19 protein-coding genes are annotated in these 25,286 nt (G+C 64.6%); 13 read left to right on the top strand and 6 right to left on the bottom strand.

Annotation, left to right across the window (positions count from 1 at the left end; all coding sequences use genetic code 11):
• Nucleotides 1–122 precede the first annotated feature (122 nt).
• The 6 genes from arcB to I6L45_RS02280 all read left to right on the top strand — a co-directional run bounded on the left by arcB (nucleotide 123) and on the right by I6L45_RS02280 (nucleotide 11,966).
• Complete coding sequence (arcB, locus tag I6L45_RS02305; protein WP_216983344.1) at nucleotides 123–2,435, top strand: aerobic respiration two-component sensor histidine kinase ArcB; 2,313 nt, start codon at nucleotides 123–125, stop codon at nucleotides 2,433–2,435.
• 33 nt (nucleotides 2,436–2,468) lie between these two features.
• Nucleotides 2,469–3,845 carry a dGTPase gene (gene dgt / locus I6L45_RS02300; RefSeq protein WP_216983343.1) on the top strand — a complete coding sequence of 459 codons (1,377 nt, stop codon included), beginning with the start codon at nucleotides 2,469–2,471 and terminating at the stop codon, nucleotides 3,843–3,845.
• Nucleotides 3,846–4,127: 282 nt separating this feature from the next.
• Nucleotides 4,128–4,331, top strand: coding sequence for a hypothetical protein (locus I6L45_RS02295; RefSeq protein WP_134696418.1), 204 nt, complete (start codon nucleotides 4,128–4,130; stop codon nucleotides 4,329–4,331).
• A 142-nt stretch (nucleotides 4,332–4,473) separates the two neighbouring features.
• Entirely contained in the window at nucleotides 4,474–8,748 is a 4,275-nt protein-coding gene (locus tag I6L45_RS02290; RefSeq protein ID WP_216983342.1) for a transporter substrate-binding domain-containing protein, read from the top strand.
• Complete coding sequence (locus tag I6L45_RS02285; RefSeq protein ID WP_167576824.1) at nucleotides 8,741–9,952, top strand: EAL domain-containing protein; 1,212 nt, start codon at nucleotides 8,741–8,743, stop codon at nucleotides 9,950–9,952. The genes I6L45_RS02290 and I6L45_RS02285 overlap by 8 nt, the downstream gene beginning before the upstream one ends.
• Before the next feature lie 37 nt (nucleotides 9,953–9,989).
• On the top strand, nucleotides 9,990–11,966 hold the full coding sequence (locus I6L45_RS02280; protein WP_216983341.1) for a methyl-accepting chemotaxis protein: 1,977 nt from the start codon (nucleotides 9,990–9,992) through the stop codon (nucleotides 11,964–11,966).
• A 163-nt stretch (nucleotides 11,967–12,129) separates the two neighbouring features.
• On the opposite strand, the gene rfaH is transcribed toward I6L45_RS02280, so the two are convergent.
• The 4 genes from rfaH to metN all read right to left on the bottom strand — a co-directional run bounded on the left by rfaH (nucleotide 12,130) and on the right by metN (nucleotide 15,231).
• A complete protein-coding gene (gene rfaH, locus I6L45_RS02275; RefSeq protein ID WP_043758217.1) occupies nucleotides 12,130–12,630 on the bottom strand; it encodes a transcription/translation regulatory transformer protein RfaH in 501 nt (166 codons plus the stop codon).
• A gap of 96 nt (nucleotides 12,631–12,726) precedes the next feature.
• Nucleotides 12,727–13,527, bottom strand: coding sequence for a methionine ABC transporter substrate-binding lipoprotein MetQ (gene metQ / locus I6L45_RS02270; RefSeq protein ID WP_043758219.1), 801 nt, complete (start codon nucleotides 13,525–13,527; stop codon nucleotides 12,727–12,729).
• Nucleotides 13,528–13,553: 26 nt separating this feature from the next.
• Nucleotides 13,554–14,207: a methionine ABC transporter permease gene (locus I6L45_RS02265; RefSeq protein ID WP_043758222.1), complete on the bottom strand. Its 654-nt coding sequence runs from the start codon at nucleotides 14,205–14,207 to the stop codon at nucleotides 13,554–13,556.
• Entirely contained in the window at nucleotides 14,188–15,231 is a 1,044-nt protein-coding gene (gene metN, locus I6L45_RS02260) for a methionine ABC transporter ATP-binding protein MetN (protein WP_043758223.1), read from the bottom strand. Before metN ends, I6L45_RS02265 begins: the two co-directional genes overlap by 20 nt.
• Before the next feature lie 474 nt (nucleotides 15,232–15,705).
• Between metN and I6L45_RS02255 the strand changes: the two genes are divergently transcribed.
• A complete protein-coding gene (locus I6L45_RS02255) occupies nucleotides 15,706–16,161 on the top strand; it encodes a hypothetical protein (RefSeq protein WP_216983340.1) in 456 nt (151 codons plus the stop codon).
• Nucleotides 16,162–16,216: 55 nt separating this feature from the next.
• Here the strand turns inward: I6L45_RS02255 and ppgK are convergent, their stop codons facing one another.
• Nucleotides 16,217–16,960 carry a polyphosphate--glucose phosphotransferase gene (gene ppgK, locus I6L45_RS02250; protein WP_043758227.1) on the bottom strand — a complete coding sequence of 248 codons (744 nt, stop codon included), beginning with the start codon at nucleotides 16,958–16,960 and terminating at the stop codon, nucleotides 16,217–16,219.
• An 84-nt stretch (nucleotides 16,961–17,044) separates the two neighbouring features.
• Entirely contained in the window at nucleotides 17,045–18,199 is a 1,155-nt protein-coding gene (gene queG / locus I6L45_RS02245) for a tRNA epoxyqueuosine(34) reductase QueG (protein ID WP_216983339.1), read from the bottom strand.
• A gap of 72 nt (nucleotides 18,200–18,271) precedes the next feature.
• Here queG and I6L45_RS02240 point away from each other — a divergent pair, with 72 nt between their 5' ends.
• The 6 genes from I6L45_RS02240 (at nucleotide 18,272) to hfq (ending at nucleotide 25,279) form a co-directional block, all read left to right on the top strand.
• The gene (locus tag I6L45_RS02240) at nucleotides 18,272–19,774 is read left to right on the top strand and encodes an NAD(P)H-hydrate dehydratase (RefSeq protein WP_216983338.1); all 1,503 of its coding nucleotides are present in this window, start codon (nucleotides 18,272–18,274) and stop codon (nucleotides 19,772–19,774) included.
• 17 nt (nucleotides 19,775–19,791) lie between these two features.
• A complete protein-coding gene (tsaE, locus tag I6L45_RS02235; RefSeq protein WP_043758231.1) occupies nucleotides 19,792–20,265 on the top strand; it encodes a tRNA (adenosine(37)-N6)-threonylcarbamoyltransferase complex ATPase subunit type 1 TsaE in 474 nt (157 codons plus the stop codon).
• Nucleotides 20,256–21,815 carry an N-acetylmuramoyl-L-alanine amidase gene (locus tag I6L45_RS02230; RefSeq protein ID WP_216983337.1) on the top strand — a complete coding sequence of 520 codons (1,560 nt, stop codon included), beginning with the start codon at nucleotides 20,256–20,258 and terminating at the stop codon, nucleotides 21,813–21,815. Before tsaE ends, I6L45_RS02230 begins: the two co-directional genes overlap by 10 nt.
• A gap of 209 nt (nucleotides 21,816–22,024) precedes the next feature.
• Entirely contained in the window at nucleotides 22,025–23,932 is a 1,908-nt protein-coding gene (gene mutL / locus I6L45_RS02225; RefSeq protein ID WP_216983336.1) for a DNA mismatch repair endonuclease MutL, read from the top strand.
• Between the two features lie 93 nt (nucleotides 23,933–24,025).
• Nucleotides 24,026–24,943, top strand: coding sequence for a tRNA (adenosine(37)-N6)-dimethylallyltransferase MiaA (miaA, locus tag I6L45_RS02220; protein ID WP_254204363.1), 918 nt, complete (start codon nucleotides 24,026–24,028; stop codon nucleotides 24,941–24,943).
• Between the two features lie 72 nt (nucleotides 24,944–25,015).
• Nucleotides 25,016–25,279 (top strand): RNA chaperone Hfq, encoded by a 264-nt coding sequence (gene hfq, locus I6L45_RS02215; RefSeq protein WP_005304228.1) that lies wholly within the window; start codon nucleotides 25,016–25,018, stop codon nucleotides 25,277–25,279.
• Nucleotides 25,280–25,286: the final 7 nt, after the last annotated feature.

Here is a 25,286-nt window from a genome sequence, read left to right as displayed (position 1 = left end):
TGGCGGGCATGCTACTCCAGTCGGAGTGTGACGTTAATCAATAATTTATGGTGCGGCGGGCAAGAGTTCAGGGCGCCGTACTGGTATCCTGTTTGCGCAATAAAAGGGGAGAAAATACCGCGATGAAGCAGATCAAATCCTGGGCGCAATATTACGTCGACCTGATGACCAAGCTGGGGCTGGTGCGATTCAGCATGCTCCTGGCGACCGGCATCATAGTGCTGGCGGTCTCCATCCAGATGGGGGTCACCCTGTTTCTGCGCGGCACCGTGGACATCGTCGACCTGGTGCGCTCGGTCTTCTTCGGCCTGCTGGTCACCCCCTGGGCCGTCTACTTCCTCTCCATCGTGGTGGATCAGCTGGAAGACTCCCGGCAGCGGCTGACCCGCATGGTGCGCAAGCTGCAGGACATGCGGGAGCGGGATCTCGAGCTCAACAGCCAGTTGCAGGAGAACATCAGCCGCCTCAACGCCCAGATCGCCGAGACCAACCGGGCCGAGACCCTGCGCCAGCAGGCCATCGAGGATCTGGAGAACGAGGTGTTCCAGCGGGAGAAGGCCCAGCTGCACCTGGGGGAGCGCACCGCCCTGCTGCGCTCCTTCATCGACTGTTCGCCGGACCTGGTTTACTACCGCAACGAGGACGAGCAATTCTCCGGCTGCAACCGCGCCATGGAGGAGCTGACCGGCAAGGTGGAGGCGGAACTCATCGGCCTGACCCCCTTCGACGTCTACAAGCACGACATCGCCAGCAAGGTGGTGGAGACCGACAAGCAGGTCTTCGCCAGCAACGAACCCCTCACCTACGAGCAGTGGCTGGAGTACCCGGACGGTCGCAAGGCCTACTTCGAGCTGCGCAAGGTGCCCTTCTTCGACCGCTTCGGCAAGCGTCTCGGCCTGCTCGGCTTTGGCCGCGACATCACCGAGCGCAAGCAGTACCAGGACAAGCTGGAGAAGGCGAGCCGGGACAAGACCACCTTCATCTCCACCATCAGCCACGAGCTGCGTACCCCCTTGAACGGCATCGTCGGCCTGAGCCGGATGCTGATGGACACGCCGCTGGATGCGAAACAGCAGCAGCAGCTCAAGACCATCCACCTGAGCGCGGTCACGCTCGGCAACATCTTCAACGACATCATCGATCTGGACAAACTGGACCGTCGCCGGCTGGAGATTGCGCCGGCTCCGCTGGATCTGCCCGCCTTCCTCGACGAGCTGGAGACGCTGTCGCGCATCCAGGCGGAGCAGAAGGGGCTCTATCTGCATTTCGACCGGGATGGCGACATGCCGCAGTTCGTGATGGCGGACGGAACCCGGCTGCGCCAGGTGCTGTGGAATCTGGTGGGCAACGCGGTCAAGTTCACCGACGAAGGAGGGGTAACGGTGCGCTGCCTCGCCCACGCCGCCGACGCGCCGGGCAAGCTGGCGCTGCACTTCGAGGTGGAGGACACTGGGGTAGGCATTCCCCGTGCCCAGCAGGAGAAGATCTTCGCCATGTACTACCAGGTGCAGGGCAAGAAGCACGCCACCGGCACCGGCATCGGCCTCGCGGTCTCCCGCCAGCTGGTGCAGGCCATGGGGGGCCAGCTCTATGTGGACAGCGATCCGGGTGAGGGCTCCTGCTTCACCGCAGAGCTGGAGGTGGCATGCGTCGAGCCCCAGGCCGCGGCCCCGGAGCCCGAGATGCCCTCCCTCGACATCCTGCTGGTGGAGGACGTGGAGCTCAACGTGACCGTGGCCTGCGCCCTGCTGAACAAGCTCGGCCACCAGGTCAAGGTGGCCCGGGATGGCGCCCAGGCGCTGGCCATGGCCAATCCGGACGATTTTGATCTGATCCTGCTCGACATCCAGCTGCCGGACATGACCGGCTTCGATGTGGCTGAGCAACTGCTGGCGCGCTATGGCGACAGCCTGCCCCCCATGGTGGCGCTCACCGCCAACGCCACCGGAGATCGCCAGTACTACCGGGATCACGGCATGCAGGACGTGATCAACAAGCCGCTCGGCTCCAGGGCGGTGCGGGAAGTGATTGGTCACCTGTTTGCGGATCTCGCCGACGACGAGGCGGACGAGCAGGATGATGCCCACCACCAGGATGCGCTGCTGGATCTGCCCTTCCTCACCGATTACGCCAGCACGGTCGGCAAGCCGGTGCTGCTCTCCAGCGTCGAGCTGTTCGAGAAGATGATGCCGGACTACATGGCGGTGCTGGACTCCAACATGATCGCCCGGGATCAGGCCGGCGTGGTGGAGGAGGCACACAAGATAAAAGGGGCGGCGGGGTCCATCGGCCTGCGCCGGCTGCAGCAGACGGCCCAGCTTATCCAGAGCCCGGATCACCCCGCCTGGTGGGAGAACGTGGAAGACTGGATTGAGACGCTGCGCCGGGAATACCCGGGCGATATCGCTCGCCTGCGGCGCTGGTTGCTGTCGTGACGCCACCGGGAGCCGCTGGCAAGGAGCCACACCATGTATGACCGTTTGATAACCCCCGAGCGCATCCACCCCTGGGGCGACGGCAGCCTGCTGGAGGCGACCGAACAGGATCGCGCACGCATCGTGCAGGCGGCGCCGGTGCGCCGACTGCAGCAGAAGACCCAGGTCTTCCCCCTGGACGTGAAGGCCTCGGTACGCAGCCGCCTCACCCACTCCCTGGAGGTGCAGGAGACCGGCCGCCAGATCAGCCGACGCATCCTGTCCCTGCTGCCTGCCAACACGGTGTGCGAGGGGGCCTTTATCAATCTGGTGGAGATGTCCTGCCTGCTGCACGACGTGGGCAACCCGCCGTTCGGCCACTTCGGCGAGCAGGTGATGAGCCAGTGGCTGGCTCAGGCGCTGGACGACCTCTTCGCCCGCGCCCACGATCGGCTGCCGAGCGCCCAGTGGGCCGAGCTTCGCCAGGATCTGCTGGTGTTCGACGGCAATGCCCAGAGCCTGCGGCTGGTGCACAGCCTGCACGAATTGAACCTCACCCTGGGCCAGCTGGCGGCCCTGTGCAAATACCCGCAGCAGCCCCAGCCGGGGCTGCACAGTCCCCAGGGTTATGGCCAGCATCATGGCTGGACCAGCAAGCGCGGCATCTTCTTCAGCGAGCAACCCCTCTACAGCGCCCTCGGCCAGAGCCTGGGGCTGGCGCCCGGGTGCCGCCATCCGCTGGTCTACATCATGGAGGCGGCGGACGACATCTCCTACTGCATTGCGGATCTGGAGGATGCGGTGGACAGGCATATCCTCACCCAGGGGGAGCTGCTGACGGCGCTGCGCACGGCCGATCAGGGAGACTACATGGCCGCCCTGCTCGACGAGGCGCTGGCCTCGGGCCGGGGCTTCTTCCCCCATTTCCGCCAGCAGCTGACCCGGGATCTGGTGGCACTGGCGGCCCACACCTATGTGAGCGAGCACGAGAGCATACTGAGCGGCGCCTACCCCAGGGCGCTGCTGCACGGCCAGGCCCCGGCGGCCCGGGTGCTGGATGTGCTCAAACAAGTCGCGAAGGCGCAGGTGTTCATGCGCCCCGAGGTGGAGGCCCTGGAGCTGGAGGGCTACGCCGCCCTGCGCGGCGTGCTCTCCACCTATGCCTGTCTGCTGGCCCTGCCTGCCAGCCAGTTCGAGCGGCTGCTGGCCGGTGACGGGGGCAGCGAGCTCTTCTTTGCGAGGCGGCTGTTCCACCGCCTGTCGGCCCGCCACCTCAAGGCGTATCGGCTGGCGGTGGCGAGCCGGGATCCGCGCTTCGCCGAGGAGGCCGAGCAGGAGTGGTACTACCGGGTGCGCCTGCTGCTCGACTACGTGAGCGGCATGACGGATACCTATGCGCTGGAGGAGTTCCGGCTGTTGTCCGGCATATGACGGTGTCTTGCCCCCACCCATATGGGTGGGAGCGATATTGCGTAAAATTCGGTGTTTTTTTACACTGTGGCAACTTGTTCAACTTTCACACGGTAAGGAGACGAATATGCAACATTCCATGCTAAACGTTGCGTTCGATCGCTGCTCTGGCAGCGCGAAGACTCGTGCTCTTTATTCACCGCGTGGAGGGAATAGGTAACACCTGCTTTTCCATCACCCGCGGTTGTCCCGCAGGGTGATCACCTCTCTCCGGGAGAACCGCACGTTCAACTGGAGATGATTATGTCTATCGAACTCACCCTGCTGCGCCACGTCGAGACCCTGGTTCAAAAACGGATCACCCGGCTGGAGCGTCGCGTCAGCTACCTGCACCTCTCCCCGGCCCTGCTCAAGGACATCGGGCTGGAAGGACAACAAGTGCACGTCGCCCATATCCGTGAGCGGGAGTTTCAAACCGGTTTCCGGCTCGGGAATCGAATAACCTGAGGGGAGGGGCACAAGCCCCCCCATCTCGTGGATGGCAGGCCTGGGCCTGCCATTTTTCTTTGCCCCCAGGCACGACGGCAATTTATATGTTTTAAAGGGGTCAAACCCCCTATGATCCCCCCAGTCTGTCAGGGAGTTGATTATGTTCCGCCGCTGTTGCCACCTCATCCTGTTCTGCTGGTTGACCTGCTGTAGCCTGGTGGCGACGGCGCATTCGTCTTACATGGACAGAAGCGTCTTCACACCGGCCGAGCAGCATTGGCTCGCGACCCACGACGAACTGGTGATCGGCATGCCGACGACGGCCTGGCCTCCCTATGTCTATACCGATGGCCGGGGCAATTTCACCGGTCCCCTGAACGAGTTTGCCTTGCTGATAGCGCAGCGGTTGGGGCTCGGGGTGCACTACCGGACCTATGTCAGCAACGCGGCGCTGCAGCAGGCCTTGCTGGATGGTGAGATAGACATGCTGTTTGGCGCGTCGCCGAGCCCGACCCGCACCTTGCGGATGCTGTTCACCACCGAGCTGATGGCGCTGCCCCGCGCCGTCCTGCTGGTCGGGGGACGGGAGAGCCTCTCCCTGGAGGAGGCTTATGGGGTGCGCTGGGTCTGCGTCTTCGGCGTCGGCGCCTGCGACGCGCTGCTGCACCTTGGCATCTCGAACCTGGTCACGGTCGACAGCCGGGACGAGGCTATCTTCATGCTCAAGGAGGGGAGGGCGGACGCCTACCTGGCAGATCTCCCCATGTTGAGTCGCCTGCAAGCCATGGCGGGCATGACCCTGACCACGGTGGACTGGATGAGGGACTCCTCGCTCACCATGGCGGTCGCCCCGGATCAGGCACCCTTGCAGGGGCTGCTGGAGCGTGCCCTCGACGACATATCCCCTCTGGAGCGCCGTCGCATCCTGGAGGCGGGGGGCATTCTCGACTACGACCTGGTGCAGGAGAGCAGGGCGATTGCCTTCACGGCGCAGGAGCAGGCGTGGCTGCAAACGCACCCGGTGATCCGCTACGGGGTCGCTCCGCAGTGGACCGGCATGAGCGAGCTCGACGATCAGGGGCGGCTCAAGGGGTTCGTCGCCGACCTGCTGGCGATGATGAGCCAGCGTGCCGGGCTCCAGTTTACCCTGGTGCCGACCAGGAGCTGGGCCCAGACCGTCGAGCTCTTCCAGGGACACAAGCTGGATCTGATCCCGGCCATGACCCCAACCGCGGAGCGGCAGCAGTTCGCCCGCTTTACCCCCCACTTCGCCTCCCTCAACCGGGTGGTCGTGGCCAGGCAGGGCACGGCCGAGCTGGCCAGCCTCAAGGAGTTGAAGGGACGCAGGGTGGGCATGGTGGGAGGCTCGGTGGAGCAGTCCCTGCTGAGGGAAATGGGGGCCGAGTCCGTTGCCGTCGGGAGTGACGCCGAACTGTTGCCGCTGCTGGATGCGCAGAAGGTCGACTATGTGCTGATGGGGGTGACCTTGCTTGGGCAGTCGCTGCAGAAGGGATTCAGCGATCGCTACCAGGTGGTCTTCTCCGGCAGCGATCTGCGGGTTCCCATCGCCATGGCCACGCACCTGCAGGATCCCATGCTGCAGCAGATCATGACCAAGGTGCTGCTCTCCCTGCCGCCGGAGGAGCTGACCGCCCTGGAGAAGAAGTGGCTCTCCCTGACCATACAGACGGGGCTGGATCCCCACAAGGTGCTGCTCTGGTCCTCCCTCGGAGTCGGCCTCTTCCTGTTAAGCCTGCTGCTGTTCCTGGGCTGGAACCGGACGTTGCGCCGCCAGATGAGTCAACGACGGGAGGCGGAGCGGCGGCTCGAGGAGCAGCTGGCGTTCGTCCAGATGATGCTCGATGCCCTGCCGAACCTGGTGGTACTGACCAACGAGCACTACGAGGTCGCGATGACGAACCAGGCGTACCGACAGGTTTTCTTCGGGGGAGAGAACCTGAAGGGCTCCTACGAGCGGCTGCTCCAGCATCAGCTGCCGGAGGCGATCCGGATCAAGGTCATGAAAGAGGATGCCCGGGTGTGGGAGAGCGGGGAGGAGCTGCGTGGCCGTGGCGAGCACCAGAATGAAGACGGCAGCCCGCACCAGATGATCTACACCAAGCGCCTGTTCGTGGGGCCCGACGGCAAGCGACTCGGGATCCTGACCGTGCTGACCGACGTGACCGAGCTGGAGCAGGCGAGGTTTGCGGCCCAGGAGGCCCAGACCCGGCTGACCCAGATCACCGACAGCATGCCGGGAGTCGTCTATCAGTATCAGTGGCTGGGGCCGGGCGAGGGGCGCTTCCTCTACACCTCCCAGGGGCTTAAGGAGATGATGGGCCATGACACGGATCCGGTGACCGAGATGACCCGGGGATCCACTATCCTGGGGCTGAAAGGACAGGCTCAAGAGGAGTTCGTGGCCACGGTCGCACGCCATGCCAGGGCCATGGAGCCGCTGGATCTGGAAGTGGAGATCCAGCGTCAGGGACAGCCTGGCTACCTGCAGATCCGGGGTCACTTCGTACATCAGGAGGGAATGGACGGGGTCATCCTGAACGGGGTGGTGCAGGACATCACCAAGCTCAAGCGCCAGGAACTGGAGCTGCGCGAGGCCAGGCGGGTCGCGGAGGAGGCAACCCAGGCCCGCAGCCGCTTCCTCGCCACCATGAGCCATGAGCTGCGCACCCCCATTTCCGGCATGCACGGCATGCTGGAGCTGCTGCAGATGAGCGCGCTGGACGACGATCAGCGCTACATGTTGCGCAATATTGCGACCTCCACCAACCACCTGCTCTATCTGGTCAACGACATCCTGGACTTCTCCAAGATGGAGGCGGGGCAACTGCAGCTGCATCCTCACCATTGCCGGCTGACCTCGGTCATCTGCGACATCATCCGCGGCCATGCGGCCCTGGCCTATGGCAAGGGGCTCAACGTGACGCTGGCATGGGGGCTGGCGGTGCCGGATCAGGCCAGCATAGACGCGGTGCGGGTGGGTCAGGTGATCTCCAACCTGTTGAACAACGCGGTGAAGTTCACCGAGGCGGGGGAGATTGCCATCCAGGTGGACTACCACGACAACAGGCTCACCCTGCGGGTGCGGGACACCGGGATCGGCATCGCGACGGAGCAACAGGACAACCTCTTCATCCCGTTCAAGCAGGTGGAGTCGGACATCAACCGGCGCTTCGGCGGCACCGGGCTCGGGCTCGCCATCTGCCATCAGCTGACCGAGAAGATGGGTGGCAGCCTGACGCTGGAGAGCAAACCCGGAATAGGCACGACGGTGACCTTCGCGATCCCCCTGGCCGAGAGCCAGTGGGATGCGCCGCCCCTGGCCGGTCAGACATGGTGGTGGTACGGCGAGGACGAAGCCTTGCAGTCGGTGATGGCACGCTTCGGCGCTACCCTGCGGCGGCTGGATGCCCGCCAGTGGCAGCCGCCCCCCTCGGGGTACCTGCTGGCGCAGGAGGGCCATCTGGAGCAGGCCCTCGGCAGCGACTGGCTGGCTCATTTGCAGCACTCCGCGCTCAAGGGCATAGTACTTTCCCCCCATGAGGCGCTGCGTGGCCGCCTGGACAGCGATGCCTGGTGGCGGCTCGGCCAGTCTCCCCTCTATCCCGATCTGCTGCTGGAAACTTGCCAGCAGCTCTTGAGCCAGGGGCCGAGCCCGGCGTTGCAAGTGCCCGGGGAGAAGCTCGGCGGCCGCGTGCTGGTGGCGGACGATCACCCCGTCAACCGAGCGCTGCTGGCTCGCCAGCTGGCCATCCTGGGGCTGGAGTCCGAGGTGGTGGATGACGGGGAGAAGGCGCTGCGCGCCTGGCAGGGGCAGGATTTTGCCCTGCTGTTGACGGATTGCCACATGCCGGTGAGGGATGGCTATGCCCTGGCACGGGCCTTGCGTACTGCGGGAGATGAAGCTCCCATTATCGGGGTCACGGCCGATACCTCGGAGGAGGCGATCGAGCAGATGCGGGAGGCCGGCATGAATGACATGCTGTTCAAGCCCTACAGCCTGGAGGTCCTGCGCCAGACCCTGATGCGCTGGTTGCCCGCGCCGGGCGCACACGAGGGGGCAATCTCTCCCCGGCAAGCCCGGGCCCAGGCGTCAGGCATAAGCTGGTTGACCCTGTTCGGCGACGAGGGGGTGGCGCGCAGCATGGCCATCGAATATCTGGAGGCCAATGAGCAGGATGGCGAGGACATGAAACAGGCCCTGGCGAGGCAGGATACCCAGGCGCTGGTGGAGACCGCCCACCGTATCAAGGGGGCCGCCCGCATGGTGGGCCAGACGCCCCTGGCGGAAGAGGCGGCCAGGCTGGAGGCGGCTGCCCGGTTGAAGCAGGTGGACAGTCTCGACGAGCTGGCTCGGACGGTACAGGGATTGATGGACGCTATCAGAGGTGAAACGGGGTTATGGCTCGATGAATAATGCACGGCATGAGTTGGTGATCATGGTGGTGGAGGATCACAGCTTCCAGCGCAAGGCCCTGATGCACCAGATCCGCGGCCTTGGCTACGGCCGGCTACTGGAGGCACAGGACGGAGAGGAGGCACTGGCTCTGTGCCAGCACCATCAGGTGGACATCCTGTTCTGCGATCTGCGCATGCCAGGTATGGATGGCATGGCCCTGCTGCGTCGCCTCTCTCTTGGCGGGTTTCGCGGCGGCATAGTGCTGTGCAGCGCCCTGGAGGACGATGTGGTCGATGCCGTGCTGCGCATGAGCCGGGCCTATGGTCTGCAGGTGCTGGGACGCATCGACAAGCCCGCCTCGGCCCAGCAGATCGCCCAGCTGATCGCGGCTTGGCGTCCAGAGATGGCGCGCAGTCAGGAGGAGGACGGCTATCACCTCACCCTGGACGAGCTGTGTCGGGCCCTGGAGCAGGACCAGCTGCTGCCCTGGTATCAGCCCAAGGTGAGTTTCGACACCGGGGACTGGGTCGGCATGGAGGCGCTGGCCCGCTGGCAGCACCCGGAGTACGGCCTCATCTCGCCAGCTCGCTTCATCCCGCTGGCGGAGCACAACGGCCTTATCGATCAGTTGACCGAGGTGATCATCGGCAAGGCGCTGCGCGACGGTCACCTCTGGGCGCAGACCGGGCTCTCGCTCAACCTGTCGATGAACCTCTCCACCACCTCGCTCATCGAGGGGGATCTGTGCTACACCCTGCTCAATCACTGCCAGCGCTGGAGTATCAACCCCGAACTCATCACACTGGAGGTGACCGAAAGCGCCTTCGTCAAGGATCTCGGCAAGTCGCTGGAGGTGCTGACCCGGCTGAGGATGCACGGTTTCGGCCTCTCCATCGACGACTTCGGTACCGGCTACTCCTCCATGCAGCAGCTGGCCCTGCTCCCCTTCACCGAGCTCAAGCTCGACAGATCCTTCGTCGATCGCTGCTATGAGGATCCCTCCCGGCTCGCCATCATCGAATCCAGCATCGAACTGGCCCATAAGTTGGGGTTGAAATCGGTGGCCGAAGGGGTCGAGGATGAGGCCACCTGGCAGCTGCTGGCGAAGCTGGGGTGCGATCAGTGCCAGGGGTTCTTCTCCGCCCGTCCCATGCCTAGCGAGGAGCTGAGCGTGTGGCACGAGGCCTGGCTGGCTCGGCTGCCCGCGTTGATCGGGCACTAAATCAGGGCAGGATGCCCGTCGCGATACAAGGATGTACATGAAACTATCAAGCAAGTTGCTGTTGAGCTTCTGTTTTATCAATCTGCTGATCATTCTCTCCTCCGCCCTCGTCTACCATCAGCTCGGCCGGATCGAGGGCTCCCGGGAGGCCCTGCTGGGGCAGACCCTGCCCGCCCTGCAGCGGGACGAGGCGAGCCAGAAGGCCCTGATCGCCACCGTTTCCTCCCTGCGGGCCTACCTCATTCTCGGCAAGGACCCGGTGCAAGGTGCGCGTATCCAGCAGGAGTGGGAGGGGGCCTGGCACCTCATCGAGCGCCAGCGCTTCGCCCCCGCCCTGACCCGTGACCTCAAGGCATTCAAGGGGGCCCAGGAGAAGGTCTGGGCCCTGGCCCATACCGAGGAGAACCTGCCGGCCCATACCCTGATGCTGCTGGAGGCGGGCCCCCTGGCGGAGGCCGCCCTGGATCAGCTGCAATCCATCGCCAACGAAGAGGTGGCGACGCCCGAGGCGGCGCTGCCGGGGGATCGCCGTCTGCTGCTCAAGCAGGTGGGGGACGCCTACAACGGTCTGGCAAACGCCCTCTCCGCCCTGCGGGACTTCCTCATCTCGGGGGAGAAGGAGTACCGCGACAAATACCAGGACTACTACCAGTTTCACCAGCAGCGGGTGGCGGAGCTGAAACAGCAGCAGGAGCACTTCACCGAGGCGCAGAAGGGGCTATGGACACTGTTCGAGGAGATGTCGGCCCCCTTCGCCGAGCTGGTCGGCCAGGTGATCGAGAAGCGCCAGTCACCGGACTGGAACCGGGCCAATCATCTGATGGCCACCGACATCGAACCCGCCCTGACCCGGCTCGCCGATCGGCTGGCGACCCAGGTGAGCCATACCCGGGGGGAGGTGGACAAGATGGCCGGGGAGATGACCGCCGCCGGCCAGACCATTCACCGCACCCTGCTGCTGGCGACCACCAGCGTCATCCTGCTCGGTACCCTGGTGGCCCTGCTGTTCAGCCGGCGTCTGACCCGGGACATCGCCAGCCTGGTGAAACGGGCCGGTCTGGTGGCCGATGGCCGGCTACCGCTCGACCCCCTGCCGGTGCGGAGGCAGGATGAGCTGGGGGGCCTGACGGGCTCCATCAACCGGATGTCGGCCCAGCTGCGCGAGCTGGTGGGGGAGATCCAGGGGGCAGTCGCGCAGGTGGAGGGGGCAGGCCGGGAAGTCGGCCATACCACCAATGCCATCGCGGACGATCTGGCGAGCCAGAGCCTGCGGCTGGATTCGGTGGCGGCGGCCATCGAGCAGGTGTCGGTCAGCACCCGGGATGTGGCGGGCAACATCGCGGGGGCGGCCGGGGCGGCCCGCGAGACGGAGCTTCAGGCCAGGCAGGGGGAGCAGGCACTCGGGCGCATGGGGGCGACCATGGCGCAGATTGCCGCCATGATAGCCCAGGCGAACCAGGCGATGACGCAGCTCAGCAGCCAGAGCGAGCAGGTGGGGCGCGTCACCGAGGTAATCGCCACCATCGCCGAGCAGACCAACCTGCTGGCCCTCAACGCCGCCATCGAGGCGGCCCGCGCTGGCGAACAGGGCCGCGGCTTTGCCGTGGTGGCCGACGAGGTGAGGCAGCTGGCGAGCCGCACCAGCGCGTCGACCATGGAGATCAACCAGACCATCGCCAGCATCCAGCAGCAGACCCGGGAGACTGCCGACACCGTGGGCAGTGGCACCCTGCTGGTGGAGCAGGGACGGGGGGCCATGGCCTCGGTGACCGAGACCCTGAACGCCATGACGCTGCTGGTGCAGGATCTGAGCGGCCAGCTTGCCGCCATCGCCGCGGCGACCGAGCAGCAGTCCAGGGTAGCCCAGGAGGTCGCTGGCACGGTGGAGGAGATCGCCGGGCTCAGCCACCAGTCCAGCGAGCACAGCCAGCAGGGGGAGCAGATCGCCGCCCGGCTGACGCGGGAGACGGGCAGGTTGACCTCGACCATCAGCCGGTTCGATCTGAATGCCTGACGAGGGTACGGGAGAGCGCAAGGGGCAGGCCGGGAGGTCTGCCCCGTTTTATTGGGCCCAAAGGTGGGAACTGGGAGATGTCACTCCAGATGGTCTGGTTTCCGACGAGCCGGTTCACCAGCAGGAGAGGAGGGCTTCTCGATGTGGATAGCCCCCTGCGCCGTCATTCCAGACGGCGGAAGGACTGATTCTCGAAGCTGCTGCAGGTCTCCTGATTGAGCAGGTTTACCAGCAGGATGGCCCGCTTCTCGCCATCGGGTTCCAGATAGATGGCCTCGAACCCGGCGAGGGGACCCGATTCGATGAGGACCTTGTCCCCCTGGGACGGCAGGCGGGCATAGCTGGCGCGCGCCTCGTCGCTGTCGTCCCGGCTCATCAGCCGGTAGATCAGCTGGCTGCTGACGGGGGTCCACTCCTTGCCGAAATGAATGATGCGGCTGATGCCCCGGGTGGATTTCAGGGTCACCGGGGTCACCTCTTCCAGATCCACATAGATGAACAGGTAGTTGGGGAACATGGGTTCACGCTGGGGAACCCGCTTGCCCCGCCGCAGCTTCTCGATTTCGACCATGGGGTAATAGGATTCGACGCCCTGGGCAGCCAGATGAGCGCGGGCGCGGGCCTCTTCTTTTGGCTTGCAGTAGGCCAGATACCATTTTTTCATGTGATCAATACGTTCGTGTTGCCGTGCTCGCGGATATGATAGCGGCGCCCAATAAAAAGGCCACGCAAAGCGTGGCCTTTTTTACTGAATGAACAATTACCAGCCTTTCACCAGGCCGCCCTTGAACAGCTCGGTACCCTTCTTGTAGACCTCGTCGGTCTGGAAGGACTGGACGAACTCCTTGACCTTCTCGTCGTCCTTGTTGTTTTCGCGGGCAACGATCAGGTTGACGTAGGGGGACTCCTTGTCTTCGACAAACAGGCCGTTCTCGGTCGGGGTCAGGCCAATCTGACCGGCGAAGGTGTTGTTGATGATGGCCAGATCCACGTCTTCCAGGGAGCGGGGCAGCTGTGCGGCTTCCAGCTCGACGATCTTGAAGTTACGCGGGTTGTCGACGATGTCCAGCACGGTCGCTTCCAGACCGGCACCCTCTTTAAGCTTCAGCAGGCCCTGCTTCTCCAGCAGGATCAGGGAGCGACCCAGGTTGGTCGGATCGTTCGGCACCGCGATCTGGGCACCGTCCTGGATCTCGGAGAGCGCCTTGATCTTCTTGGAGTAACCGGCGATCGGGTAGACGAAGGTGTTGCCAACCGGTACCAGCTTGAAGCCGCGATCACGGATCTGGGCGTCCAGATAGGGTTTGTGCTGGAAGGCGTTGACGTCGACGCTGCCGTCGTTCAGAGCCACGTTAGGGGTGACGTAGTCGGAGAAGGTGACCACTTCGACGGTCAGACCGTATTTCTCCTTGGCCACCTTGGCCGCGGTCTCCACCAGCTCGGTCTCGGGACCGGCGATGGCGCCTACCTTCAGGGTCTTGTTCTCTTCTTTCTGGCCGCAGCCGACCAGTACCAGGGTAGCCAGCAGGGCTGCCGCCGCGGATTTGATGCCCAATTTCATAAAAACCTCCTGTCAGAAATCGACGATTAACGATGATCACATTGTTTGACCAGGCGCTCACCCGCGCTCTGGATGAGTTGAACCAGCACCACCAGGATGACCACGGTGACCAGCATGACGGTCGGATCGAAACGCTGGTAGCCGTAGCGAATGCCCACATCGCCGAGACCACCGCCCCCGATGGCACCGGCCATGGCGGAGTAGTTAACGAGCGTGACGAGCGTGATGATGATGCTGTTGAGGATCCCCGGCAGGGCCTCGGGCAGCAGCACCTTGGCGATGATTTGCAGGGGCTTGGCCCCCATGGCCTTGGCCGCTTCCAGCAGGCCGTCAGGCACTTCCATCAGGGCCCCTTCCACCAGGCGGGCGATGAAGGGGATGCAGCCGACGGTCAGCGGCACGATGGCGGCGATGGTGCCGATGCTGGTGCCGACGATGAAGCGGGTCAGCGGGATGATGGCCACCAGCAGGATGATGAAGGGCACGGAGCGACCGACGTTGACGATGACGCCCAGGGTCCTGTTGAGCACAGGGTTGGCCAGGATCTGGCCGGCCTTGGTCACGTGCAGCGCCACGCCGAGCGGCAGGCCGAGCAGGCAGCCGAACAGGGCGGAGGCAAACACCATGATCAGGGTGTCGCCGAGGGCCGAGATCAGCAGATTAATCATTGCTTCGGACATAACCCATTACCTCCAGCTGAATGTGGTTGTCGATGAAGAACTGCTGGGTGGCCTCGCACTGGGCCTCGTCCCCGAACAGTTCCGCCAGCAGGAAGCCGAACTTGACGCCACCGGCGTACTCGATGTCTGCGCTCAGGATGCTGATGTCGATGTTGAAACGGCGGCTCACCTCGGAAATCAGCGGTGAATCGACGGTGGTGCCGGTGAAGCCGAGCTTCACCAGGGGATAGCTGCCGGGCACCCGATCGCGGCTCATCCGATCCTGATACTCCTGGGGCACTTCCAGGTGGATGGTGGAGTGGATGAAGTCACGGGCCAGCTGGGTCTTGGCATTGCTGAAGAACCAGGCGACCTCGCCCTGCTCGATCAGGCGGCCGTCGCTGATGATGGCCACTTCGTCGCAAATCCCCTTCACCACGTCCATCTCGTGGGTGATGAGCAGTATGGTGAGCCCCAGCTTGACGTTGATCTCCTTGAGCAGGCTCAGGATGGAACGGGTGGTCTGGGGATCCAGGGCCGAGGTGGCCTCGTCGCACAGCAGCACCTTGGGGGCCGGCGCCAGGGCGCGGGCGATGGCGACGCGCTGCTTCTGACCGCCGGACAGCTCGGACGGATAGGCGTGGGCGCGGGCTTCCAGCCCGACCAGGGCCAGCAGCTCATCGACCCTGGCCTGGATCTGCGCCTTGCTCCAGCCCGCCAGTTCCAGCGGGAAGGCGATGTTGGCGGAGACGGTACGGGAGGAGAGCAGGTTGAAGTGCTGGAAAATCATGCCGATCTGGCGGCGAGCCTGGGTCAGATCCCGCTCGCTCAGGGCGACCAGATCCTGGCCGTCGACGATGACCTGGCCCTCGGTGGGGCGCTCCAGCAGGTTGACACAACGAATGAGGGTGCTCTTGCCGGCACCGGAGGCGCCGATCACCCCGAAGATCTTGCCTTGCGGCACATGCAGGCTGACATCACGCAGGGCGTGCACGGCATCACTGCCTTTACCGTAGACTTTGTTGAGACCGATCAACTTAATCATGGATTCTTCCGTGCTAACAGCCTTAAAGCACAGGGCGCTACAGGCGGGTGAACTGGGCAGAGGTTTCACTGGGTGACACTGCCATCATGGAGGATGATGCTAAGATGTCCGGATGGCCGTGTCAACGTATGTTTCTACGTCTAGACGTCTAAAAAATGGATAAGAATTGCCGCTCATTGACTATGGCACAACGGGACATGGGAGAGTCCCAATATTAGATTCTGACATGATGATTCATGGCCGAATATAACCTGGATAATCACCCATAAACTGACGATCTGATGTTTTCTCCCGGGGGCGTGGTGGAAAAATCACCGGTTGTCGTCCCGGCACCGCTGTCCGCCATGCGCGCACTTCTTTTCTTTTATTTCTTCTCCATCTCCTTGATGCAGAACAATAAGTGACCTGTTATCGGCCGGGGCGAGGCGCCGCCTCCTTATACTGGCAGAAGGTGGATGCCAGGAGGGAGGAGAGATGCGATTTCAACAGATCAAGGACCTGATGCTGTATCTCGAACAGCTTCATCACCAGCAGGGGCTCGGTTATGGGCGCCAGATCTCCCGGGTGGACGGGGAACGCAGCCGGATGCTGCTGGCCTATCTGCAGGGGCGGGAGGACGCGGCGGCGGCCCATCTGCACGACTATCGCGAGCAGATGGGGAAGGCGGTCAGGGAGACCTGGCTGGATCAGGGATTCAACGAGGATCTGCTGGCGGAGTGCGAACGCCTGGCGCTGGAGGCCGGGACTCGGCCGGAAGAGATAGTGGCGCTGGCGTCGCGGCAGGAGGAAAAGCTCATCGGCGAGTTGTCACGCCTGGCCCGGGAGTGCCCCACGCCGGGCACGGTGGCACTGCTGAAGGCCCTGGCCTCGATGGCACAATCCCGCCTGACCCGGCTGGTGCACGGGGCCCATCGATTCGACGACATCTGACCCGATGGCTGGGGGCCGGCAAGGGACGGGCCCCCGAGTTCAGAGCGGGGAGGGACTACTCCCCCTCGCGGGACGCACCGTAGAGGGCAGCCCCTATGATGCCGGCCTGGTTGAGGCTGGCCGCCGCGACCAGGGGGGCGCGGGTCTCTATCCTGTCGATGAACTTGTCGAGCTTGGCGGCGCTGCCGCCCCCCAGGATGAAGAGGTCGGGGGAGAAGAGGAACTCCAGCCTGGCGAGGTACTTGTTGAAGCGCTTGCCCCAGCGGCTCCACGAGAGATCCTCGCGCTTGCGCACCGCGTCGGAGCAGTAGTGCTCGGCGACCATGCCCTCCAGGATCAGGTGCCCCAGCTCGGTGTTGGGCAGCAGCTGGCCATTGACGAAGACGGCGGTGCCGATGCCGGTCCCCACCGTGATGAGGATGATGATCCCCTTGCGATCCCGCCCCGTGCCAAAGCGCATCTCGGCGAGGCCGGCCGCGTCGGCGTCGTTCAGCACGTGGCAGGGCAGGCCGGTCACGTCGGCAAACAGATGGGCGACATCGGTCTCAATCCAGCTCTTGTCGATGTTGGAAGCGTTCTTGGCGATGCCGTTGTGGATGGTGGCAGGGAAGCCGCAGCCCACCGGGCCTTTCCACTGGAAGTGCTCGACCAGCGCCTTGAGGGTGTGCGCCACGGCGGCCGGGGTGGCCGGCTGCGGCGTAGGGATGCGGTGGCGCTCGCCAATCAGTTCCCCGGTCTCGGTGTCGACCAGGCAACCCTTGATCCCGGACCCACCAATATCTACTCCCAACATCTGCATCAAAATTTTCCTTTTTATAGTGCCGATGACCAATGGTCGACAGAGCATGAAAAAATGGCTGCGATCCGACAAGGGTCAGATCGTCTATGCGTGATCCGGCAGACCTTTTTCGATGCAGCGGATCAGCAAACGAGTCTTTTTATTCTCATCTTGCTGGCGCCTGGCCAGGGTGGCCAGGGCCCAGTCGATGTGCTCGGCTACCATGGGTTCGGCCCCGGGCCTTGCCTGTTGCAGGGCGGCCATCACCTCCGGGGTCGCCGGCCCGTTGCCGAGGGCGACCGCCAGGTTGCGGCGCCAGCGCTGGTAGCCGATGCGGCGAATGGGGCTGCCCTCGGTGTGCTTCAGAAACTCGCTCTCGCTCCAGCCCCACAGGTCAATCAGGGGAGGGCGGTGCAGGTTGGGCCTGGGGCTGAAGTCGGGTTCGGGGCTCGCGTCCGCGTAGCGGTTCCAGGGGCAGATGAGCTGGCAGTCGTCGCAGCCATAGATACGGTTGCCCATGAGCGGCCTGAACTCTTCCGGGATGGGGCCGTCGTTCTCAATGGTGAGGTAGGAGATGCAGCGACGGCCGTCCACCACATAGGGGGCGACGATGGCCCCGGTCGGGCAGATGTTGATGCAGGCCACGCACTTGCCGCACTGCTCCTTCTCCACCGGGGCATCCAGGGGCAGCGGCAGGCTGACGAGGAGCTCCCCCAGGAAGAAGAAGGATCCGGCGGATTCGTTGAGCAGCAGTGAGTGCTTGCCCACCCAGCCAAGCCCGGCCTTGGCCGCCAGCGGGCGTTCCAGGATGGGGGCCGAGTCGACGAAGGGGCGCCACTCGCCCATGGGAGCTGTGGTGGTGTGAAACAGCTCGGCGCAGCGCCGCTCGATGCGCTCCCCCAGCTGCTTGAGCCGGTTTCGCAGCACCTTGTGGTAATCGCGGCCGAGGGCGTAGCGGCTGATGTAGCCCAGGGTAGGATCCTTCAGGGTGGCGGCGAAGCCGGCCTCGAAGGGAAGGTAATTCATCCGCACCGACAGCACCCGCAGGGTACCCGGCAGCAGATCAAAGGGGCGGGCCCGCATCATGCCGTGGCGCGCCATGTAGTCCATGGTGCCGTGATGGCCTGCATCCAGCCAGGCCTGCAGCCTGGGCTCTTCCAGAGCGAGGTCCGTGTCTGTGATTCCGACCTGGTCAAATCCTAGCTCCCGCGCCCAGAGCTTGATATCTTGGGCCAGTTGTGCGAGTTCGGCGGCCATCATGCTGCGGCGCCTGCCGGCCGGCCGGTGCGCCGTCTGTGCCGGGTCATGGGATGAGGAAGGTTGGAGGCCGTCATGGTACAGGTGTTCGGGGACGCTATCCGCAAAAATGAGTGGGAGAGTCTAGCACAACCCCTGTGGCGGGCCGAGCAGATCCGCAGCATGGAGGAGCGCTGGGCCGCGCGCGAGGGGTTGCCCCTCTATGTGCTGATGGAGCGCGCCGGCGCCGCCTTGTGCAGCTATGCCTGCCACCACTGGCCCGAGAGCCGCAACTGGTGGATTTTCGTCGGCCCTGGCAACAACGGAGGGGATGGCTATGTCCTGGCCCGCCTTGCCAGGCGCCTTGGCCTCGAGCCCCTTGTGATCGCATGCCGGGCGCCCGACCTGCTTCGCGGCGACGCCAGACGGGCGGCCGAGGAGTGGCTGGCGGCGGGGGGCGGCGTGATGATGGTGGAGGAACTGGCGCAGGCGCCGCTGCCATCGCCGGATCTGGTGATAGATGCACTGCTTGGCACCGGTGTCCAGCTCCCCCTCTCCTCCTCAATGACAAAGATCGTCGCAACAATCAACGACTTGAACGCCCCCGTGTTGGCGGTGGATCTGCCCTCCGGGCTCAATGCCGACACTGGCCGCGCCATGGGCGCCCTGGTTCGCGCCACCCGGACTCTCACCTTTATCGGCATCAAGCAGGGCATGCTCACCGCCGACGGAGTGGACGGCGTGGGCCACCTCGACTGGGACCCCCTCGGGGTCACGGTGGAGGACGGCGTCCCCCCCGCCGCCTGGCGCATCGACTACCCCCGTCTCAAGGCACTGTTGCCCCCTCGTGCCCGCTCCGCCCACAAGGGGCGCCACGGCCGGGTGCAGCTGGTAGGGGGCAACCTGGGGATGCAGGGGGCCATCCTGCTGGCGGGACAGGCCTGTCTGAGGGCGGGAGCGGGCCTGGTGCGCCTGTGCCAGCACCCGGACGCCCCCCCGGCCAGCCTGGTGCAACCCGAGCTGATGGGGTGCCCGGACGGCATGGACGAGGCGTGGGCCTCGGTGCGAGTGCTCGGACCCGGACTCGGCCAGGATGAGTGGGCCAGGGCGCAGTTCGATCGCCTGATCGCGACCCCGGATCCGCTGGTATTGGACGCCGATGGATTGAATTGGCTGGCGCAGGCCCCCCGTCATCAGGATAATTGGGTGCTTACCCCCCACCCGGGGGAGGCGGCCCGTTTGCTGGGTTGTACCATCGCCGAGGTCGAAGGGGACAGGTTCGCCGCCGTTTCGCGGCTGCAGCGGCGCTACGGTGGCGTGGTGCTGCTCAAGGGGGCCGGGTCGCTCATCTGCGATGGCCGGCACATCAGCCTCTGCGACGAAGGCAACCCCGGTATGGCCAGCGGCGGCATGGGGGACCTCTTGTCTGGTATAATCGCCGCCCTTCTGGCCCAGGGCTGGACCGCCGGGACAGCCGCCCGACTGGGGGCCGTCATCCACGGGGAGGCTGCCGATCTGGCCGCCGCCGAGGGGGAGAGGGGCATGCTGGCATCGGATCTGCTGCCCTGGATCCGTCGTCTGGTCAATCCGACACTGTAACTAGTAACAAGAAGAACATGGCAAAAACGTTGATGATGACACTGCCGGACGAGGCAGCAACCGTGGCTCTGGGGGGCCGTCTGGCGCAGGCGTGCCAGCAGGCGACCACTGTCTTTCTGCACGGTGCCCTCGGGGCCGGCAAAACCACCCTGACCCGCGGTTGGGTGCAAGGGCTCGGCCATCAAGGCAAGGTTAAGAGTCCGACCTATACCCTGGTCGAGCCTTATGAACTGGCACAGTGGCAGGTCTATCACTTCGATCTCTATCGACTGGCTGACCCGGAAGAGCTGGAGTTCATGGGTATCCGCGACTATTTCGGCGCCGATACCCTCTGCCTGGTGGAGTGGCCGGAGAAAGGGGAAGGCTGGTTGCCCGCCCCGGATCTCGAGATCACCCTGACATATGTAAACGAGCAGCGCGAGGCCCTGATCGCGGCCCGCACTGCTATCGGCGAAGCCATTCTGGAACGGTTGTCATCTCAGTGCGCGTGATCCTTGTCTTTCTTCTCTCCCTGATGGCCCTGCCTGCCTGGGCGAATCAGCTCAAGAGTGTGCGGGTGTGGCCATCCCCGGACAACACCCGGGTGGTGCTCGACATGAGCAGCGCCCCCAATTTCAATTACTTCACCCTGACCGGCCCGAATCGCCTGGTGATCGATCTCAAGGGTGCCAGCAATGCCGCCAACCTGACGCGCATCGAGAACAAGAGCGAGCTGGTGCGCAAGATCCGCGAGAGCACGCCGCTGGAGAAGGGCAGCCTGCGCCTGGTACTGGATCTCGACTCCGCCATCAAGCCTGTGGTCTTCCCGCTGGCGCCGGCGGGCCCCTACGGTCACCGGTTGGTGATCGATCTGCCCTATGAAGAGAAGGGGAGCGCCCCGGCCCAGCCCGCGCCCGTCGGGGGACAAGGCAAGGCCGTCGTCATCGCCATCGACCCGGGCCACGGGGGGGAAGATCCCGGTTCCATCGGCCCGCGCCGTACCTACGAGAAGCGGGTGACCCTGTCGGTGTCGCAGAAGCTGGCGGCCCTGATCGACCGCGAGCCCGGCATGCGTGCCGTGCTGACCCGTCGTGGCGACTACTTCGTCGATCTGAACAAGCGATCCGAGATTGCCCGCAAGGCCAAGGCGGATCTGCTGGTATCGGTCCACGCCGACAGCTTCCACAACTCGACACCCCGGGGCGCGTCCGTCTGGGTGCTGTCGACCAACCGCGCCAACCGCGAGATGGGCAGCTGGCTCGAGAAGCAGGAGAAGCAGGGGGAGCTGCTGGGCGGGGTCGGCAAGGTATTGGCCGAATCCGATCCCAACCCCTATCTGGCGCAGACCTTCCTCGATCTCTCCATGGACAAGTCCAGGGCCGAAGGCTATGAGGTGAGCCGCCAGATCCTGCGCTCCATGGGCCGGGTGGCCCGGTTGCACAAGAAGGCCCCCGAGCACGCCAGCCTGGCAGTGCTGAAGGCGCCGGACATCCCCTCCGTGCTGGTGGAGACGGGCTTTATCTCCAACCATGCGGAAGAGAAGCTGCTGGCCACTGCCAGCTATCAGGATCAGCTGGCCCGCGCCATCTTCGAGGGGATCCGCGCCTATTACCGCAGCCACCCGACCAAGGGGCCCGTGCTGACCGGCAAGGGGCAGGTCGCCTCCACACAGGCGACTAGCCGCCCGGCGCCCGCGAGCAAGCCGGTGGCCGCCAGCAAACCGGCCGCGCAGCCAGCACAGCAGATTGTCACCAACCGGATGCCGGCGACCGAGCCATATCGCGTCGGCGATAGCGGTGCCCCGGTCAGCAGCGTGGGCAGCGCCTCCGGCGCCGGGGTGATCAAACCCTACAAGGTGGCGGCCAAGGAGCCGAGCGCGCCGGCCGCCAGCAGCCAGAGCAACGACAAGAGCAAGATGATCCGCCACGTGGTCACTCGGGGCCAGAGCCTCTCCCGCCTCGCGGAGAAGCACGGCGTGAGCCAGGCGCGGCTGGTGGAGATCAACAAGCTCAAGTCACGGGACATCCAGATAGGGCAGGTGCTCTACATCCCGCAAAAATAGTGCCATATGAGTGTTGCGCCCATCAGTGCCAGTGGCACCGTGGGCGCGGCACCTCTTAAGCCATGAACGCCACGGGTTTCCCCAGGCTTCATCTCGCGAGCGGGTGATGTCGCTCCCCATAGTGCCGCCGAGCTTGGTCCGCCAGCTTGCTGCGGGAGATGGCCGGACAAAGGAACCCGCTTCCCCAGATCCACGCTCAGGAGTCAGCGATGCCGATCCGTATATTGCCTCCTATCCTGGCCAACCAGATCGCCGCCGGCGAGGTGGTGGAGCGGCCTTCGTCCGTGGTGAAAGAGCTGGTGGAGAACAGCCTGGATGCGGGTGCCGACCGGGTGGAAATCGACATCGACAAGGGCGGGGCCAAGCTCATCCGCATCCGTGACAACGGCTGCGGCGTCGCCAGGGATGAACTGGTGCTGGCGCTGTCGCGCCATGCCACCTCCAAGGTCGCGACCCTGGACGATCTGGAGGGGATCAACAGCCTCGGCTTTCGCGGGGAGGCGCTTGCCTCCATCAGCTCGGTCTCCCGACTGACCTTCACCTCCCGCACGGCGGAGCAGGCCGAAGCCTGGCAGGCCCAGGCCGAGGGGCGCGAGATGAGCGTCACCATCAAGCCGGCGGCCCACCCTGTGGGCACGACGGTGGAGGTGGTGGACCTCTTCTTCAATACCCCGGCGCGGCGCAAGTTCATGCGCAGCGAAAAGACCGAGTTTGCCCACATCGACGAGCTGGTGCGCCGCATCGCGCTCTCCCGCTTCGATGCCACCCTGATCCTGCGCCACAACGGCAAGGTGGTGCGCCAATACAAGGCCGCCAACACGGTGGCCGAGCAGGAGCGTCGCCTCGCCGCCGTCTGTGGCTCCCCCTTCATGCACCACGCCCTGGCGGTATCGAGCGAGCACAGCGACGTGCGGCTCTGGGGCTGGCTGGCAACCCCGGAAGGAGCCAGGCCGCAGAACGATCTGCAATACACCTATGTGAATGGCCGCATGATGCGCGACAAGCTCATCAATCACGCCATCCGCCAGGCCTATGACGAGCTGCTGCCCGCCGATCGCTTCGCGGCCTACGTGCTCTACATCGAGCTGGATCCGCGCCAGGTGGATGTGAATGTCCACCCGGCCAAGCACGAAGTGCGCTTCCATCAGGCGCGCCTCATCCACGACTTCATCTTCCAGGCGCTCTTTACCGCCCTGCGCCGGGAAGGCGTTACCCGGGAGGAGCCGCTGGCCGAGACCCTGGTCGAGCTGCCGGGCAGCCCGGAGGTCACTTACCCCGGTCAGGCGCCGCGTACCGAGTGGTACGGTGCCGAACATAGTTATCGGGCCCCCGCCCAGACGAGAGAGGGGGGCGCCGTACGAGAAGGGGCCGGGCGCGGGGGCAACTACCAGCCCCCCGAGCCCCCGAGCCGGGCAGCGATGCGTGGCATGGGCGCCCTGCTCACCACCTTGCCCAAGGTGACGCCGGCGACCGAGGCGCCAGAGCGCTTCGCGAGCTCCACGCCAGGCACTACGCCGAGCACTGTCCCGGGCACCGCCCCGAGCGGGCAGCCCGGGGAGTGGCGTGCTTTGACACTGGTGGAGCAGGCTTATCTGCTGCTGGAGCGCAGCGGTCAGCTGGCGCTGCTCTCCCTGGTGCGGGCGGAGCGCCTGCTGCTGCGCCACTGGCTGCTGGACGCCTGGGGTCAGGGGCTGGCGGCCCAGCCCTTGCTGCTGCCGGTCTCCTTCAAGCTGCCGAAAAACCTGGTCGCCCTGGTGGAAGAGCGGGATCGCCTGCTCAAACGCATGGGGCTGGAGTTGAAAAGCGGGGGGCGCGACACCATGATCCTGACTCGGGTACCGGCCCTGCTGCGCCAGACCGATCTGGCCCGCCTCTTACCCGAATTGCTGCAGCTGGTCGAGAGCGGATCTGACAGTGATGCGGATGCGCAGGCTGGGGTACTATGCCAATGGCTGGTAGAACAGGGCATAAGTGCCGATAAAATATATGATTTTGCCACGGCAAACCGATTGCTGACGGAACTAGTTGCCGATTTCAGTGACCAACTGGCAGACGCGCGCCTGGTGCGCCCGCTGCCGCTGGCCAGCGTGCTGGCCGAGTTCGCCGATGGCAAGTGAGGGGGGGGCCCCCTCTTGAACCCATAAACCAGTTTTTTGCAGGTGCGCCGCCAGGGTGGCGACCATGCAAGGGGAGTTTTTCACGTGGCTGACTTGCCGACTGCAATTTTTCTGATGGGGCCGACGGCCTCCGGCAAGACGGATCTCGCCATCGAACTGTGCCAGGCACTGCCCTGCGACATCATCAGCGTGGATTCCGCGCTCATCTATCGCGGCATGGACATCGGCACCGCCAAGCCGACGCCGGCCGAGCTGGCGCAGGCGCCGCACCGGTTGATCGACATCCTGGATCCCGCCATGAGCTATTCGGCGGCGGATTTTTGCAAGGATGCCCTGCGCGAGATGAAGGAGATCGCCGACCGTGGCCGTATTCCGCTGCTGGTGGGCGGCACCATGCTCTATTTCAAGGCGCTGCTGGAGGGGCTCTCCCCGCTGCCTTCCGCCGACCCCGCCATTCGTGCCGGCATTGAAGAGGAGGCGGCGCGCCTTGGCTGGCAGGCGTTGCACGACGAGCTGGTACGCATCGACCCGGTAGCCGGCGCCCGCATACACCCCAATGACCCGCAGCGGCTCAGCCGGGCGCTCGAGGTCTACCGCATCAGCGGCAAGACCCTCACCGAGCTGACCCGGGTGCAGGGGGAGGGGCTGCCCTACCGTGTGCTGCAGTTTGCCATCGCCCCCCAGGATCGCGCCGTGCTGCACCAGCGTATCGAGCAGCGCTTCGACAAGATGCTGGGAAGCGGCTTCGAGCAGGAGGTCAGGGCGCTTTACGAGCGGGGGGATCTCACCCCGGAACTTCCTTCCATTCGCTGCGTGGGATACCGCCAAATGTGGGACTACCTGGCGGGGGAAGTGGAGTATGATGAGATGCGTTATCGTGGAATTGTTGCCACCCGCCAGTTGGCCAAGCGTCAGATGACCTGGTTGCGCGGTTGGTCTGATGTGACCTGGTTGGAATCTGGTGAGTCTGGCAATCTGGCCAGGGTCGTCGCCCGAGCCGGTGCGGCTTGACACTCCTGTATAATCAGGTTGTTATATTGAATATCCGGTGTTTAAAAACAACAAACTATAAGGAAAAGAAAGATGGCTAAGGGGCAATCTCTCCAAGACCCGTTTTTGAATGCGCTGCGCCGTGAGCGGATTCCTGTTTCTATCTATTTGGTGAACGGCATCAAACTGCAGGGTCAGATCGAATCGTTTGACCAGTTTGTCATTCTGCTGAAGAACACCGTGAGCCAGATGGTCTACAAGCACGCCATTTCCACCGTGGTGCCGGCCCGTGCCGTCAACCATCATCAGCACGCCCAGGGCGCTGCCGGTGAAGAGCAGGGTGAAGCCGAGGCGTGATATCCCG

Origin of the sequence: Aeromonas sp. FDAARGOS 1415, from assembly GCF_019048365.1 — a bacterium.
GTDB classification, from domain to species: domain Bacteria; phylum Pseudomonadota; class Gammaproteobacteria; order Enterobacterales; family Aeromonadaceae; genus Aeromonas; species Aeromonas taiwanensis.
The sequence above is the reverse complement of the archived record's forward strand: the minus strand, read 5'-3'. Positions and strand labels throughout refer to the sequence as shown.